The following is a 12,957-nucleotide window of genomic DNA, read 5'->3' on the forward strand; positions in this document are numbered from 1 at the left end:
TTTGATGCTCAAAGCAGTGCGTTTTTTTGGCTGGCCCTTGCTCGTTGGCGTACTTGTCGCCTTGCTGTTTATCCAGCAGTACCCCGAATGGGTTGGCTTGCCTGACCACGACGTAGAGGTTCGACAGACACCCGAAAACCGACGCGGCGCTTCTGCCGGCCCGGCGTCCTATGCGAACGCGGTGACCTTGGCATCACCTGCGGTCGCTAACTTGTACACCACCAAATTTGTCAACAAGCCAGCAGTGCCGTTGTTTGAAGACCCGCAGTTCAAAAAGTTTTTCGGCGATAACCTGCCAAGGCAACGCCGCATGGAGTCAAGCCTCGGTTCAGCCGTAATTATGAGCTCGGAAGGTTATCTGCTAACCAACAATCATGTGACCTCAGGCGCTGACCAAATCGTTGTAGCGCTTAAAGACGGCCGTGAAACCCTGGCCCGAGTCATTGGCAGTGATCCAGAAACGGACTTGGCGGTACTCAAGATCGATCTTGATGACATGCCCGCAATCACTCTGGGCCGTTCGGATAACATCAGGATCGGCGATGTCACCCTGGCCATTGGCAACCCATTCGGGGTCGGCCAAACCGTGACCATGGGCATCATCAGTGCCACGGGGCGTAATCAACTCGGCCTCAACACCTACGAAGACTTCATCCAGACTGACGCCGCCATCAACCCTGGCAACTCAGGCGGCGCACTGGTTGATGCCGACGGTAATCTGGTTGGCATCAACACCGCTATTTTCTCCAAGTCAGGCGGCTCGCAGGGGATCGGCTTTGCTATTCCAGTGAAACTGGCGCTTGAAGTCATGCAGGCAATTATCGAGCACGGCCAGGTCATTCGTGGCTGGCTGGGCATTGAAGTACAGCCCCTGACTCCAGAGCTGGCTGAGTCATTCGGCCTTGAAGGTCGACCCGGCATTGTTGTCGCGGGAATTTATCGCGACGGCCCAGCCCAGCGTGCGGGCCTGCAGCCAGGTGATTTAATCATGAACATCGACGGAGAACCGGCAGGCGATGGCCGCCGCTCGATGAATCAGGTGGCACGGACTAAACCTGGCGACAAGATTCACATTGAAATCCTGCGTAACGGCAAGCCAATGGACCTGACCGCAGAGGTTGGCGTTCGCCCACCAGCTTCAACCAAGACGGCCGATAATCAGTAACTAAACGGCTGATATGCAGCGTTCTCGGTGCTCGAGACCGCTGCAGCACCCTTTCTTACTTGGGCTCAGCAGAGCCCCTGCAATGCATCCAGCAGCGTTTGATTCTGCTCGGGTGTGCCGATGGTAATGCGCAAGAACTGGGCAATACGCGCCTGTTTGAAGTGACGCACTATCACCCCTTGTTCACGTAATTGCGCAGCCAACTCGATTGCATCGCGCTCAGGATGACGAGCAAAGACGAAGTTAGCGGCCGAAGGCAGCACCTCAAAGCCCAACTGCTGCAACCCCTCAACCACTTCATCACGACTGCTGATGACAGCCCGACAGGTGCGCTTGAAGTAATCTTCATCGGCGAATGCAGCCGCAGCACCGGCAATTGCCACGCGATCCAGCGGATAGGAGTTAAAGCTGTTCTTGATCCGCTCCAACGCCTCGATCAAGTCTGCATGCCCCACTGCAAAACCCACTCGCAGCCCTGCCAGCGAGCGTGACTTCGAAAGGGTTTGAGTTACCAGCAAGTTTGGGTACTTATCCACCAGGCTAATCGCCGACTCGCCACCGAAGTCGATATAGGCTTCATCCACGACCACAACGCTTTCAGTATTGAGCGCCAACAAGCGCTCAATAGCGTCTAGCGGCAACAGGCAGCCAGTCGGCGCATTCGGGTTTGGGAAAATGATGCCGCCATTCGGCCGCGCATAGTCTTCAACACGGATATTGAATTGCTCATCAAGCTCAACAACCCCAGGCTCAATCCCGTACAAACCGCAATAGACGGGGTAAAAGCTATAGCTGATGTCCGGAAACAGCAACGGCTTACCGTGCTGGAACAAACCATGAAAAGCGTGGGCGAGCACTTCATCCGAACCATTACCAACAAACACTTGAGACGTTTCTACGCCGTAGAATTGTGCAATAGCCTGCTTCAGGCGATCACTGTTTGGGTCGGGGTACAGACGCAGCTGGTCATTGACCTCAGCTTGCATTGCCGCAATAGCCTGCGGCGAAGGCCCATATGGGTTTTCGTTGGTGTTGAGCTTAACCAGCTTTGCCAGCTTCGGTTGCTCGCCCGGCACATAGGGCACCAATTGTTTAACGAAGGGGCTCCAGAATTTGCTCATTGCCCTGCTCTCCTAAAAATCATTAGGGAGCCTCTGAAAGATAGCGAGCGTCGTAATCTTTCAGAGGCTCCGTAGCCGCATGGTGCAGGCTTAAAGCCGCGCCCAAAATTGTCTGAATTAGTTTTTAATCCGATATTCAGCGCTGCGTGCGTGAGCCGTCAAAGACTCGCCGCGGGCCAGCACTGAAGCGGTTTTACCCAGTTCAGAGGCACCATCAGCGGAGCAATAGATGATTGAAGAGCGTTTCTGGAAGTCATAGACGCCCAGTGGCGAAGAAAAACGCGCGGTACCGGATGTAGGCAACACATGGTTCGGCCCAGCGCAGTAATCACCCAAGGCTTCTGCGGTATAACGGCCCATGAATATTGCGCCCGCATGGCGAATCTGTGGCAACCATTGTTCAGGTTCTGCCACGGACAACTCCAAGTGCTCTGGAGCAATGCGGTTAGCCACTTCAATGGCTTGCGCCATATCGGCCACGTGGATCAATGCGCCGCGCGCTTCCAGCGAGCTGCGAATAATGTCGGCACGCTCCATGGTTGGCAGCAATTTGGCGATGGATGCCGCGACCTTATCGAGAAACTCCGCATCAGGGCTGAGTAAAATCGACTGGGCATCTTCATCGTGCTCAGCTTGCGAGAACAGGTCCATGGCGATCCAGTCAGGATCGGTTTGACCATCGCACACCACTAAAATCTCGGAAGGACCGGCGATCATATCGATACCAACCTTGCCGAATACATGACGCTTGGCGGTCGCCACGTAGATGTTGCCGGGGCCAACAATCTTATCCACCGGCGGCACGCTTTCCGTGCCATAGGCCAGCGCAGCTATGGCTTGGGCGCCACCGATGGTGAATACGCGATCGACGCCAGCAATCGCAGCGGCAGCCAACACCATCTCGTTGATATCACCGCGTGGCGTCGGCACTACCATGACGACCTCAGCAACACCGGCTACTTTAGCCGGGATCGCATTCATCAATACTGATGACGGATAGGTCGCTTTACCGCCAGGCACATACAAACCCGCGCGATCCAGCGGTGTAACTTGCTGACCCAGTACCGTGCCGTCGGCTTCGGTATAGCGCCATGAGTCTTGCTTTTGTTTCTCGTGATAACTGCGCACGCGCTCAGCAGCGACTTCCAACGCTTCGCGCTGAGCGGGAGTAATACGGGTCAGTGCCAATTCCAGACGCTCACGCGGCAGAATCAGCTCAGCCATGCTGGCGACTTCAAGGCCATCAAACCGCTGGGTATATTCAACCAGTGCGGCGTCACCACGACTGCGCACAGCGGCGATGATCTCCAGCACACGCTGGTTCACGCCATCGTCAGACACACTCTCCCAACTCAGCAAATGATCAAGGTCGTGGGCAAAACCTTGGTCAGCGGCGTTGAGTCGACGTATAGCGATGGGAGCAGTCATAACGGGCCTCTTGAATTAGCAAATGCTCAAGCGCCCGAAGAATACCAGCCGCTCCGCGCGGGCACCTGAAAATTCTGGCTATGACACGGATAGGCGGACGCAGCACTGGGCTGCGTATGGGTATTAGCTAGGGTGTCGCGACTCGACAGCTTCACGCAAGGTGTCGATCAATGCCTGAATACGTGCGTGCTGCATTTTCATCGAGGCCTTGTTGACCACCAGGCGCGAACTGATCGTGGCGATCAGTTCCTGCGCTTCCAGGCCGTTGGCACGCAAAGTATTACCGGTGTCGACGACATCGATAATCTTGTCGGCCAAACCGACCAATGGCGCCAATTCCATAGATCCGTAAAGCTTGATCACATCAACCTGGCGACCTTGTTCAGCGTAGTAACGCTTGGCTACGTTGACGAACTTAGTTGCTACACGCAGGCGACCGCTGGGCTCAACAGCACCCACCGCACCCGCGGTCATCAGTTTGCACTTGGCAATACGCAGATCCAGCGGCTCGTATAAGCCCTGACCGCCGTATTCCATCAGCACGTCTTTCCCGGCAACGCCCAGATCGGCAGCGCCATGCTCAACGTAGGTTGGCACATCGGTCGCACGAACAATCAGCAAGCGCACATCATCCTGAGTCGTCGGAATGATCAGTTTGCGGCTTTTTTCAGGGTTCTCGGTTGGCACAATCCCCGCAGCGGCAAGCAGCGGCAGAGTGTCATCGAGAATGCGGCCTTTCGACAGCGCGATGGTGAGCATGATGGTTGTAAATCCTTAAAAGCTAAACGTCGCAAACTCAAAACCAACGGCCTGAGCGTGCGTTACCCGCCAGACCTCAACGGCATGGCGGGACATGCGTTGAAACTTAGCCCGGAACGCGGCGAATCTTGGCGCCCAACAACTGCAGTTTCTCTTCGATACACTCGTAACCACGGTCGATGTGGTAGATACGATCGATCAAGGTATCACCTTCAGCAACCAATGCTGCGATCACCAGGCTTGCCGAAGCACGCAGGTCGGTCGCCATGACTGGCGCGCCCTTGAGTTTATCGGTGCCCGTTACCACGGCCGTGTTGCCTTCAACCAAGATCTGCGCGCCCATACGGATCATTTCATGGACGTGCATAAAGCGGTTTTCGAAGACGGTTTCGATCACAGTGCCGCTGCCTTCAGCAATCGCATTGAGCGCGATGAACTGAGCCTGCATATCGGTAGGAAACGCTGGATATGGCGCAGTACGCAGGGTCACGGCCTTGGGACGCTTACCTTTCATGTCCAGCTCGATCCAGTCTGGGCCGGTGGTTATTTCAGCGCCAGCCTCTTCCAGCTTGGAGATCACGGCTTCCAAGGTCGAAGCATCGGTATCCTTGAGCTTGACCCGACCACCAGTCGCAGCAGCAGCGACCAGATAGGTACCGGTTTCGATACGGTCTGGCATAACGCTAAAGCGTGCACCGCCAAGACGTTCAACGCCATCGATGGTGATGGTGTCGGTGCCAGCACCTTGGATCTTGGCGCCCATGGCGATCAGGCAGTTTGCCAAATCAACCACTTCAGGCTCGCGCGCGGCATTTTCAAGCACGCTACGGCCTTTGGCCAAGGTAGCGGCCATCATGATATTTTCAGTACCGGTTACGCTGACGGTATCGAAGAAGAAGCGTGCGCCGCGCAAACCGCCTTCCGGCGCTTTCGCTTTGATATAACCACCCTCGACATCGATCACTGCGCCCATGGCTTCAAGGCCACGGATGTGCAGATCTACCGGGCGCGAACCAATCGCACAGCCGCCAGGGAGGGCAACTTCAGCCTCGCCAAAGCGCGCAACCATTGGGCCCAGCACCAGAATCGAAGCGCGCATGGTTTTAACCAGCTCATAAGGCGCAACCAGGGTTTTGATCGCCCGTGCGTCAACTTCGACCGAGAGTTTCTCGTCAATAATCGGCTCAATGCCCATGCGCCCGAACAGCTCGATCATCGTGGTGATGTCGTGCAAGTGCGGCAAATTGCAGATGGTAACCGGGGCATCGCCAAGCAAGGTCGCGGCCAGAATCGGCAGTGCAGAGTTCTTCGCACCGGAAATGCGGATTTCGCCATCAAGACGAACGCCACCGGTAATAATTAATTTATCCATTACTGTCTCGCTGCCTCTAGGAACGCGCGGCCCATGCGGCACGGCTGAAGAATTTCATAGTCACAGCATGAATACTGCCATCGGCAATCCATGGATTCAGGTGTGCATAGACCTGCTGCTGACGCTTAACGGGGCTCAAAGCAGCCACCTCATCGCCGATCACATTCAGCTGGAAGTTGCAGCCTTCGCCTTCAACTTCTACTTGTGTATCCGGCAGTTTAGCCTCCAGGAGGCTTTTTACTTCTAGGGCCTGCATGATCAACCTCAATCAGCGTATTCATTAGCGACAGCGGAGCCGAAGCTCTCGGGTCGCGCATCATACAAAAAAAGCCGGGAACCTGCGAATCCTCAAGAATCCACAGGTTAAGCATAGGCTGCGGTTACTCGGGCGCAGGTGCCACAGAGTTTTGCTCTTGGTCATTCTGCTCGACAGGCAAAATATCCAAGAGCTCGGAAACCTTGGCGATCTCCTGCATATCTTTAGGCAAGTGGCGTATCACTATGCTTTTACCTTTGCTTTGCGCATCGCGAACGAACGCCAGCAACAATGAAAGCCCGACGCTGCTGGACTTCTCGACAGCGGCGCAGTCAATCACGCAGGTGCTGGCATTGCAGCCTTTGAGCAGCTTGCCGCCATCTTTACGCAACTGCGGCCCAGAGCTGTAATCAATCACGCCTGAGAGCTGAAAGACCCCAGGCGACAACTCATCAATAGCTGCCCGACTCACGACTCACCCTTGGCCTGACGTGCTTTAGCGACAGTTTCAGGCCAGGTATCAATGACTTTATCCAAGTCATTGTTGTTCTTCTGCATCGACTGCGAGAACTGGTCGCGGAACAGTTTACCAACGTTGATACCGTTGATGATCATATTGCGCATCACCCATGCATCGCCTTTATTGACCATGGTGTAGGCCAACGGATAGATGGTGCCGTTACCATCCTTGATCTCCATGTTCACAGTGGCGCGCTTAGGATCCTGGTGACCTGTAGACGGCAGGACACGAATATCCTGATTGTTGTACTCAAGCAGCGCATTGCCATAGAACTGCATCAGACTTTGCTTGAAGTTGGTCTGAAAAAGCTCCATTTGCGCCGGAGTTGCCTTTCGCGAGTAACGCACCGTCATGACCCCACGCGAGATGCCATCAACATCCACCACCGGGCCCAGAATGGAATCCAAGGCGTTGTAGAACGCATTAGGGTCACTGCGATACTGCTCTTTATTGGCCTTCAGGTCATCAAGCAGCTTGGTTGTGGTTTCCTGAACCACCTCGGTAGCGGTGGGTGCGGCAACGGCGATCAGTGGCAATGCCGCGAGCAACACGACAAGGCTGTTACGAAGTACTTTGATCATTATCAGTTCCCGTTATTTGGAGTCGTCTTTATTCACAGAATTAAGTAAAAACTTACCAATCAAGTCTTCAAGAACCAGCGATGACTGGGTGTCGTGAATAGTGCCGCCATCTTTTAGCACTTCTTCCTCACCCCCTACGCTGATCCCAATATATTTCTCGCCAAGTAGACCCGCGGTCAGAATTGAGGCGGTCGAGTCTTCGGGCAGGTTGTTGACCATTTTGTCGACTTCCATGGTGACGCGTCCGGTGTAGCTGTCACGATCCAAATCAATCGCCACGACTTTACCAATGGTCACCCCAGCCATGGTCACCTTGGAACGTACGGTTAGACCCGCAATGTTCTCAAAGTATGCATAAACTTTATAGCTATCATCATTGCTACCCATTGCCAGACCGCTGACGCGCAGAGCCAGTAGCATCAATGCCAGCATTCCGGCCAGCAGGAACAGGCCGACACCAACTTCCAGTGTGCGGTTTTGCATCAGAAATCTCCAAACATCAAAGCAGTCAGAATAAAGTCCAAACCTAATACAGCTAAAGAGGCATAGACCACTGTTCGGGTAGTCGCCTGACTGATGCCTTCCGAGGTCGGCTCACAGTCATAGCCCTGAAACACGGCAATCCAGGTCACAACAAATCCAAAAACGATGCTCTTGATCACACCATTAAGCACGTCACCCGTAAATGACACGCTGTTCTGCATGTTTGACCAGAACGAACCTTCATAAACGCCCAGCCAGTCGATTGCGACCATCGAGCCGCCCCAAATACCGACCACGCTGAAAATCATCGCCAGCAAAGGCATCGAGATGAAGCCAGCCCACAGTCTTGGCGCGACAATATGCTTAAGCGGATCAACGCCAATCATCGCCAGGCTTGAAAGTTGCTCGGTGGACTTCATGTTGCCGATCTCTGCCGTCAATGCAGAACCCGCACGCCCGGCGAACAACAGCGCCGCCACCACCGGCCCCAACTCACGCAGCAGTGTCAGGGCAACCATCTGCCCAACGGCCTGCTCTGAGCCGTAGCTGGAAAGGATATTGAAGCCTTGAAGCGACAGCACCATGCCGATAAACAAGCCAGAAACAATAATAATTGCCAGGGACATCACCCCGACAGAATGCAGCTGCTTGACCAGCAAATGGAAAGAATTGCCAGATGTGCCGCGACCGAGGAGAGCACGCAACAAAAAAATTGATGAGCGCCCCAGCGTTGCGATCACATCAATACCGGCGCGTCCCATCAGGGCGACTCGCTCAATCGGTGTTCTCTTGCGCATTAGCGCGCCCCCAGTAAATCGTCGCGGTAACTAGCCGCCGGAAAGTGAAACGGGACAGGACCATCGGCTGCACCCTGCATAAACTGCTGAATGCGCGGACTCTCCGACTTCATCAATTCACTTGGCGTACCTTGCCCCAAGACCTGAGTATCACCCACCACATAGATGTAGTCTGCAATAGTCGCTGTTTCGGCCAAATCATGGGAAACCACGATACTGGTAATCCCCAGCGCATCATTTAGCAGGCGAATCAAACGAACCAGAACCCCCATCGCAATCGGATCCTGCCCCACAAAAGGCTCGTCGTAAATCAAAATCTGTGGATCCAGGGCAATTGCCCGCGCCAATGCCACGCGGCGCTTCATGCCACCCGACAACTCGTCCGGCATCAGTTCAAATGCCCCGCGCAGCCCCACAGCTTGCAGCTTCATAAGCACAATATCGCGAATCATTTCTTCTGGAAGCTGGGTATGGACGCGCAACGGAAATGCCACGTTCTCGAATACATCGAGATCGGTAAACAAGGCGCCGCTTTGAAACAGCACGCCCATCTGTTTACGCATGTCGAACAATTCGCTGCGCGACAGTGTCGGTAGGTCAACCCCGTTAACCCACACTTCGCCAGCAGAAGGCTTCAATTCAGCGGCGATCAGCCTTAACAGGGTGGTTTTTCCGCTTCCGGAAGGCCCCATAATGCCAATCACCTTGCCGCGCGGAATACATACATCGATATTCTTGAAAATATCTCGGTCACCGCGCTTAAAACTGACGTTTTTAAGCTCAACCGCGTAATGACTTTCGGCGCCCATCTAAACTCCTTACGAACAGCCTCCCTTGATAGACGCCGGGTCTTTAACCCAAGACACCGCGCCAACCATTAAGAGCCGAATTAGCGGCGTAGCATACCACTGCCCCAGAAACGCACCCAATATTAGCAAAGGAGGCAAACCACTCCTACTTAAACGACCACATAAAGCGTAAGCAATTCTAAGATGAGCTGACAGCGCATTCGAGCTATAATCGCTGGCTTTTACAGAGCATGGCCTAGCCAACCGACATGAACCAGTCAAACGATCTTATCAAATCAGCAGAGCGCACCATTCGCCTTGAACTGGAAGCCGTTGCAGAGCTGCTGCCACGACTGGATAGCAATTTTATCCGCGCTTGCGATCTGATACTTGCGTGCAAAGGTCGAGTGGTTGTAGTTGGCATGGGCAAGTCCGGTCACGTCGGCAATAAAATCGCGGCGACCCTGGCCAGTACCGGCACCACAGCTTTTTTTGTACATCCAGCCGAAGCCAGCCACGGCGACATGGGCATGATCACCCGCGATGACGTAGTGCTTGCGCTGTCCAATTCAGGTTCGACCGCAGAGATCGTGACCTTGCTGCCACTGATCAAGCGCCTGGGCATCAAGCTGATCAGCATGACCGGCAATCCTGACTCGATGCTGGCAAAAGCGGCCGAAGTTAATCTCGATGCCAGCGTGTCAAAAGAGGCCTGCCCGCTTAACCTGGCACCAACCTCATCGACCACCGCATCGTTGGTCCTGGGCGATGCATTGGCTATTGCACTACTTGAAGCACGCGGTTTTACTGCTGAAGATTTCGCCTTTTCACATCCAGGCGGCGCACTCGGCAGGCGGCTACTCTTGAAAGTAGAGAACGTCATGCACACCGGAGATGGCCTACCTACGGTAAACTCTGGCGCCTCGCTTCGCGAAGCATTACTGGTAATGACCCAAAAAGGCCTGGGCATGACGGTTGTAATTGATAAACAAGGCTTACTGGCCGGAGTTTTTACTGATGGTGACTTGCGCAGAACTCTAGACCGAGAAATTGATCTACGTGTAGCAACCATCGATCAAGTCATGACCGCTCATGGAAAAACCGCCCGCGCTGAAATGCTGGCGGCCGAGGCATTAAAAATCATGGAAGACCATAAAATCAGCGCACTGGTTGTAGTCGATGACAGCGATCGCCCTATTGGCGCGCTAAACATGCATGACCTTTTGCGCGCCGGAGTAATGTAATGACCCCAGAATTCAAGGAACGCGCTGGCGCGATCAAACTGGCAATTTTTGACGTTGATGGTGTACTCACTGACGGCAAGCTGTACTTTCTGGTCGATGGCGGCGAATTCAAAACATTTAATACGCTTGACGGCCACGGCATCAAAATGCTGATTAACTCAGGCGTGCGCACCGCGATTATCACCGGACGCAATAGCCCGGTGGTTGAACGTCGCGCGCAAAACCTTGGCATCCAACACCTTTACCAAGGCCGCGAAGACAAACTTGTTGTACTTGACGAACTCCTTGGCGAACTCGGCCTAAACTATGAGCAGGTCGCCTACCTAGGTGACGACCTGCCAGACCTGCCGGTTATTCGTCGAGTAGGCTTGGGCATGGCCGTCTCCAGCGCCGACCCTTTTGTGCGTCAACACGCGTTCGCAGTAACCCAAGCCAAAGGCGGCGAAGGCGCAGCTCGTGAGTTCTGCGAACTAATCATGCTTGCCCAAGGCACCCTTGAAGCGGCTCAAGCAGCCTACCTGTAGAACTGCATACTATGCGTAAACCACTGAACATCTTTCTCCTCTTGCTCGGCGTGCTGCTAGTCGCCGCCGCGGGCTATTGGAATATCAACCCAGACAGCTTTGCGGACAAACCGGCCAAGAGCACGGCACAAAACACAATTGATTTTTATGTGGTTAATTCTAAAACCGTACAATATCAACCAGACGGCGCATTGCATTACGAGCTGACTGCCGACAAAGTTGAGCATGCCAAAACATCAGATATCTCCTATCTGACGCAACCTGATCTGCTGCTATACCGCGGAACAGAGCTGCCGTGGCATGTGCAAAGTGAAAAAGGTGAAGTTTCGCCTGGCGGTAAAGAGGTCGAACTGATTGATAAGGTCCGCGTAAAGCGCACCGATGCAAAAGGTCGCCCAACCCTGCTTACAACCAGTCGCTTGACCGTAATTCCCGATAAGGAATATGCGCAGACCCAGCAAGCCGTTAGAATCGACGCAGCCAATGGGGTGACCACGGCGCAAGGAATGAAAGCGTATTTAAATGACGGCAGGATGCTCTTGCTGTCCAACGTAAGAGGCCAGCATGAGGTTCGTTAAAACCCTCCCCCTTCTGCTCTGCTTGGGTGCAGCGCTAGGAAGCGCTCACACTTGGGCTTTGCCCACTGACCGCGATCAGCCGATCCGCGTACAAGCAGACAGTGCAGAGCTCGACGACAAGCAAGGTGTTGCAGTTTATCGCGGCGATGTCGTTATCACTCAAGGCACCATGATAATCACCGGCGACACCGTCACTATTACGCAAAATGCCAAAGGCGAAATCGACGTATTTACCTCCGTCGGCCGCCCTGCATACTATGAGCAGAAACCTGCTGCCGACAAAGAGATCGTCAAAGCCTACGGCCTGACCATCCAATACTTTGCCGCTAACGAGCGCATCGTGTTGATTGACCAAGCCAAGGTCATCCAAGAGGGTAATACCTTCGAGGGCGAGAAGATTGTCTATGATACTCAGCGCCAAATCGTTAATGCTGGCCGCGCCAATGGTAGCAAAGTGACCACGCCGCGCCCGCGTATCGACATGGTGATTCAACCGAAGAACAAACCCACCCAAGGGCAGTAATTAATGGCTACATTGAAAGCCCAACACCTGGCGAAAAGCTACAAAAGCCGCCAGGTTGTCCGTGACGTTAGCCTGAGCATTGATAGCGGCCAAATCGTCGGCCTGCTTGGCCCTAACGGTGCAGGTAAAACCACCTGCTTCTACATGATTGTGGGCTTAGTCCAGGCTGACCAGGGACGCATTCTGATTGACAACCTAGACGTCAGCCACCAGCCAATGCACGGCCGCGCGCGCGCAGGCATTGGTTACCTGCCGCAAGAGGCATCAATTTTTCGCAAGCTCAGCGTTGCCGACAACATCATGGCAATCCTTGAGACGCGCAAAGAGCTCAACCGTGCTGGCCGCGAAGCTGAATTGGAGAACCTGCTTGAGGAGTTCCATATTCACCACATTCGTGACAACTTGGGCATGAGTCTTTCCGGCGGCGAGCGGCGCCGCGTTGAAATCGCCCGCGCCTTGGCAACTGCACCGAAATTCATCTTGCTCGATGAGCCATTTGCCGGTGTTGACCCGATTTCTGTTGGCGATATCAAGCAAATCATTCACCACTTAAAAGCCAAAGGCATCGGCGTGCTGATCACCGACCACAACGTGCGCGAAACGCTTGATATCTGCGAAACAGCTTATATCGTCAGCGATGGCCAGCTCATTGCGGAAGGCGACGCAGAGGCGATTCTCGCCAACCAGACAGTTAAAGAAGTCTACTTGGGTCATGAATTCCGTCTTTAACTGCGGTTTTTATCAACCGATAAGCCTCAATATCTAGGCAAAGCACTGCAGTTCAGGCATATAATTTGCTTCCTTGAGGCGCCCCAGGT

General features: G+C 54.1%; 16 protein-coding genes. 6 read left to right on the plus strand and 10 right to left on the minus strand.

The features are described 5' to 3' along the window. The first annotated feature begins 4 nt into the window (after positions 1-4). Positions 5-1,165 carry a Do family serine endopeptidase AlgW gene (gene algW / locus B9K09_RS17875; protein ID WP_087518088.1) on the plus strand — a complete coding sequence of 387 codons (1,161 nt, stop codon included), beginning with the start codon at positions 5-7 and terminating at the stop codon, positions 1,163-1,165. Between the two features lie 65 nt (positions 1,166-1,230). Here the strand turns inward: algW and hisC are convergent, their stop codons facing one another. The 10 genes from hisC to B9K09_RS17925 all read right to left on the minus strand — a co-directional run bounded on the left by hisC (position 1,231) and on the right by B9K09_RS17925 (position 9,291). After that, a complete protein-coding gene (hisC, locus tag B9K09_RS17880) occupies positions 1,231-2,286 on the minus strand; it encodes a histidinol-phosphate transaminase (RefSeq protein WP_087518089.1) in 1,056 nt (351 codons plus the stop codon). A gap of 117 nt (positions 2,287-2,403) precedes the next feature. Then, positions 2,404-3,714 carry a histidinol dehydrogenase gene (gene hisD / locus B9K09_RS17885; protein ID WP_087518090.1) on the minus strand — a complete coding sequence of 437 codons (1,311 nt, stop codon included), beginning with the start codon at positions 3,712-3,714 and terminating at the stop codon, positions 2,404-2,406. Between the two features lie 123 nt (positions 3,715-3,837). Next, positions 3,838-4,473 carry an ATP phosphoribosyltransferase gene (hisG, locus tag B9K09_RS17890; RefSeq protein WP_087518091.1) on the minus strand — a complete coding sequence of 212 codons (636 nt, stop codon included), beginning with the start codon at positions 4,471-4,473 and terminating at the stop codon, positions 3,838-3,840. Positions 4,474-4,579: 106 nt separating this feature from the next. Then, positions 4,580-5,845, minus strand: coding sequence for a UDP-N-acetylglucosamine 1-carboxyvinyltransferase (gene murA, locus B9K09_RS17895; RefSeq protein WP_087518092.1), 1,266 nt, complete (start codon positions 5,843-5,845; stop codon positions 4,580-4,582). A 16-nt stretch (positions 5,846-5,861) separates the two neighbouring features. After that, complete coding sequence (locus B9K09_RS17900; RefSeq protein WP_087518093.1) at positions 5,862-6,101, minus strand: BolA family protein; 240 nt, start codon at positions 6,099-6,101, stop codon at positions 5,862-5,864. 124 nt (positions 6,102-6,225) lie between these two features. Further along, entirely contained in the window at positions 6,226-6,573 is a 348-nt protein-coding gene (locus tag B9K09_RS17905) for a lipid asymmetry maintenance protein MlaB (protein ID WP_087518094.1), read from the minus strand. Next, positions 6,570-7,202, minus strand: coding sequence for a phospholipid-binding protein MlaC (locus B9K09_RS17910; RefSeq protein ID WP_087518095.1), 633 nt, complete (start codon positions 7,200-7,202; stop codon positions 6,570-6,572). The genes B9K09_RS17905 and B9K09_RS17910 overlap by 4 nt, the downstream gene beginning before the upstream one ends. 12 nt (positions 7,203-7,214) lie before the next feature. Further along, a complete protein-coding gene (gene mlaD / locus B9K09_RS17915; RefSeq protein ID WP_087518096.1) occupies positions 7,215-7,685 on the minus strand; it encodes an outer membrane lipid asymmetry maintenance protein MlaD in 471 nt (156 codons plus the stop codon). Beyond that, the gene (gene mlaE / locus B9K09_RS17920) at positions 7,685-8,482 is read right to left on the minus strand and encodes a lipid asymmetry maintenance ABC transporter permease subunit MlaE (protein WP_087518097.1); all 798 of its coding nucleotides are present in this window, start codon (positions 8,480-8,482) and stop codon (positions 7,685-7,687) included. The genes mlaD and mlaE overlap by 1 nt, the downstream gene beginning before the upstream one ends. Beyond that, positions 8,482-9,291 (minus strand): ATP-binding cassette domain-containing protein, encoded by an 810-nt coding sequence (locus tag B9K09_RS17925; RefSeq protein ID WP_087518098.1) that lies wholly within the window; start codon positions 9,289-9,291, stop codon positions 8,482-8,484. The genes mlaE and B9K09_RS17925 overlap by 1 nt, the downstream gene beginning before the upstream one ends. A 248-nt stretch (positions 9,292-9,539) precedes the next feature. Between B9K09_RS17925 and B9K09_RS17930 the strand changes: the two genes are divergently transcribed. From B9K09_RS17930 to lptB, 5 genes are read left to right on the plus strand one after another with little or no spacing between them, the layout of a single operon-like run. Beyond that, complete coding sequence (locus B9K09_RS17930) at positions 9,540-10,514, plus strand: KpsF/GutQ family sugar-phosphate isomerase (protein ID WP_087518099.1); 975 nt, start codon at positions 9,540-9,542, stop codon at positions 10,512-10,514. Next, positions 10,514-11,038 (plus strand): HAD family hydrolase, encoded by a 525-nt coding sequence (locus B9K09_RS17935; RefSeq protein ID WP_087518100.1) that lies wholly within the window; start codon positions 10,514-10,516, stop codon positions 11,036-11,038. The genes B9K09_RS17930 and B9K09_RS17935 overlap by 1 nt, the downstream gene beginning before the upstream one ends. 11 nt (positions 11,039-11,049) lie before the next feature. After that, the gene (gene lptC / locus B9K09_RS17940; RefSeq protein WP_087518101.1) at positions 11,050-11,616 is read left to right on the plus strand and encodes an LPS export ABC transporter periplasmic protein LptC; all 567 of its coding nucleotides are present in this window, start codon (positions 11,050-11,052) and stop codon (positions 11,614-11,616) included. Further along, on the plus strand, positions 11,603-12,139 hold the full coding sequence (lptA, locus tag B9K09_RS17945) for a lipopolysaccharide transport periplasmic protein LptA (RefSeq protein ID WP_087518102.1): 537 nt from the start codon (positions 11,603-11,605) through the stop codon (positions 12,137-12,139). Before lptC ends, lptA begins: the two co-directional genes overlap by 14 nt. Positions 12,140-12,142: 3 nt before the next feature. Further along, complete coding sequence (gene lptB, locus B9K09_RS17950; protein WP_087518103.1) at positions 12,143-12,868, plus strand: LPS export ABC transporter ATP-binding protein; 726 nt, start codon at positions 12,143-12,145, stop codon at positions 12,866-12,868. The last annotated feature ends 89 nt before the right edge of the window (positions 12,869-12,957 follow it).

The organism is Pseudomonas sp. M30-35 (assembly GCF_002163625.1).
Taxonomy (GTDB): Bacteria; Pseudomonadota; Gammaproteobacteria; order Pseudomonadales; family Pseudomonadaceae; genus Aquipseudomonas.

Bases quoted from the DNA above. Each gene is read 5' to 3' on its own strand.
- algW (WP_087518088.1), top strand. From the start codon at position 5: ATGCTCAAAGCAGTGCGTTTTTTTGGCTGGCCCTTGCTCGTTGGCGTA.
- hisC (WP_087518089.1), bottom strand. From the start codon at position 2,286: ATGAGCAAATTCTGGAGCCCCTTCGTTAAACAATTGGTGCCCTATGTG.
- hisD (WP_087518090.1), bottom strand. From the start codon at position 3,714: ATGACTGCTCCCATCGCTATACGTCGACTCAACGCCGCTGACCAAGGT.
- hisG (WP_087518091.1), bottom strand. From the start codon at position 4,473: ATGCTCACCATCGCGCTGTCGAAAGGCCGCATTCTCGATGACACTCTG.
- murA (WP_087518092.1), bottom strand. From the start codon at position 5,845: ATGGATAAATTAATTATTACCGGTGGCGTTCGTCTTGATGGCGAAATC.
- B9K09_RS17900 (WP_087518093.1), bottom strand. From the start codon at position 6,101: ATGCAGGCCCTAGAAGTAAAAAGCCTCCTGGAGGCTAAACTGCCGGAT.
- B9K09_RS17910 (WP_087518095.1), bottom strand. From the start codon at position 7,202: ATGATCAAAGTACTTCGTAACAGCCTTGTCGTGTTGCTCGCGGCATTG.
- mlaD (WP_087518096.1), bottom strand. From the start codon at position 7,685: ATGCAAAACCGCACACTGGAAGTTGGTGTCGGCCTGTTCCTGCTGGCC.
- mlaE (WP_087518097.1), bottom strand. From the start codon at position 8,482: ATGCGCAAGAGAACACCGATTGAGCGAGTCGCCCTGATGGGACGCGCC.
- B9K09_RS17925 (WP_087518098.1), bottom strand. From the start codon at position 9,291: ATGGGCGCCGAAAGTCATTACGCGGTTGAGCTTAAAAACGTCAGTTTT.
- B9K09_RS17930 (WP_087518099.1), top strand. From the start codon at position 9,540: ATGAACCAGTCAAACGATCTTATCAAATCAGCAGAGCGCACCATTCGC.
- B9K09_RS17935 (WP_087518100.1), top strand. From the start codon at position 10,514: ATGACCCCAGAATTCAAGGAACGCGCTGGCGCGATCAAACTGGCAATT.
- lptC (WP_087518101.1), top strand. From the start codon at position 11,050: ATGCGTAAACCACTGAACATCTTTCTCCTCTTGCTCGGCGTGCTGCTA.
- lptA (WP_087518102.1), top strand. From the start codon at position 11,603: ATGAGGTTCGTTAAAACCCTCCCCCTTCTGCTCTGCTTGGGTGCAGCG.
- lptB (WP_087518103.1), top strand. From the start codon at position 12,143: ATGGCTACATTGAAAGCCCAACACCTGGCGAAAAGCTACAAAAGCCGC.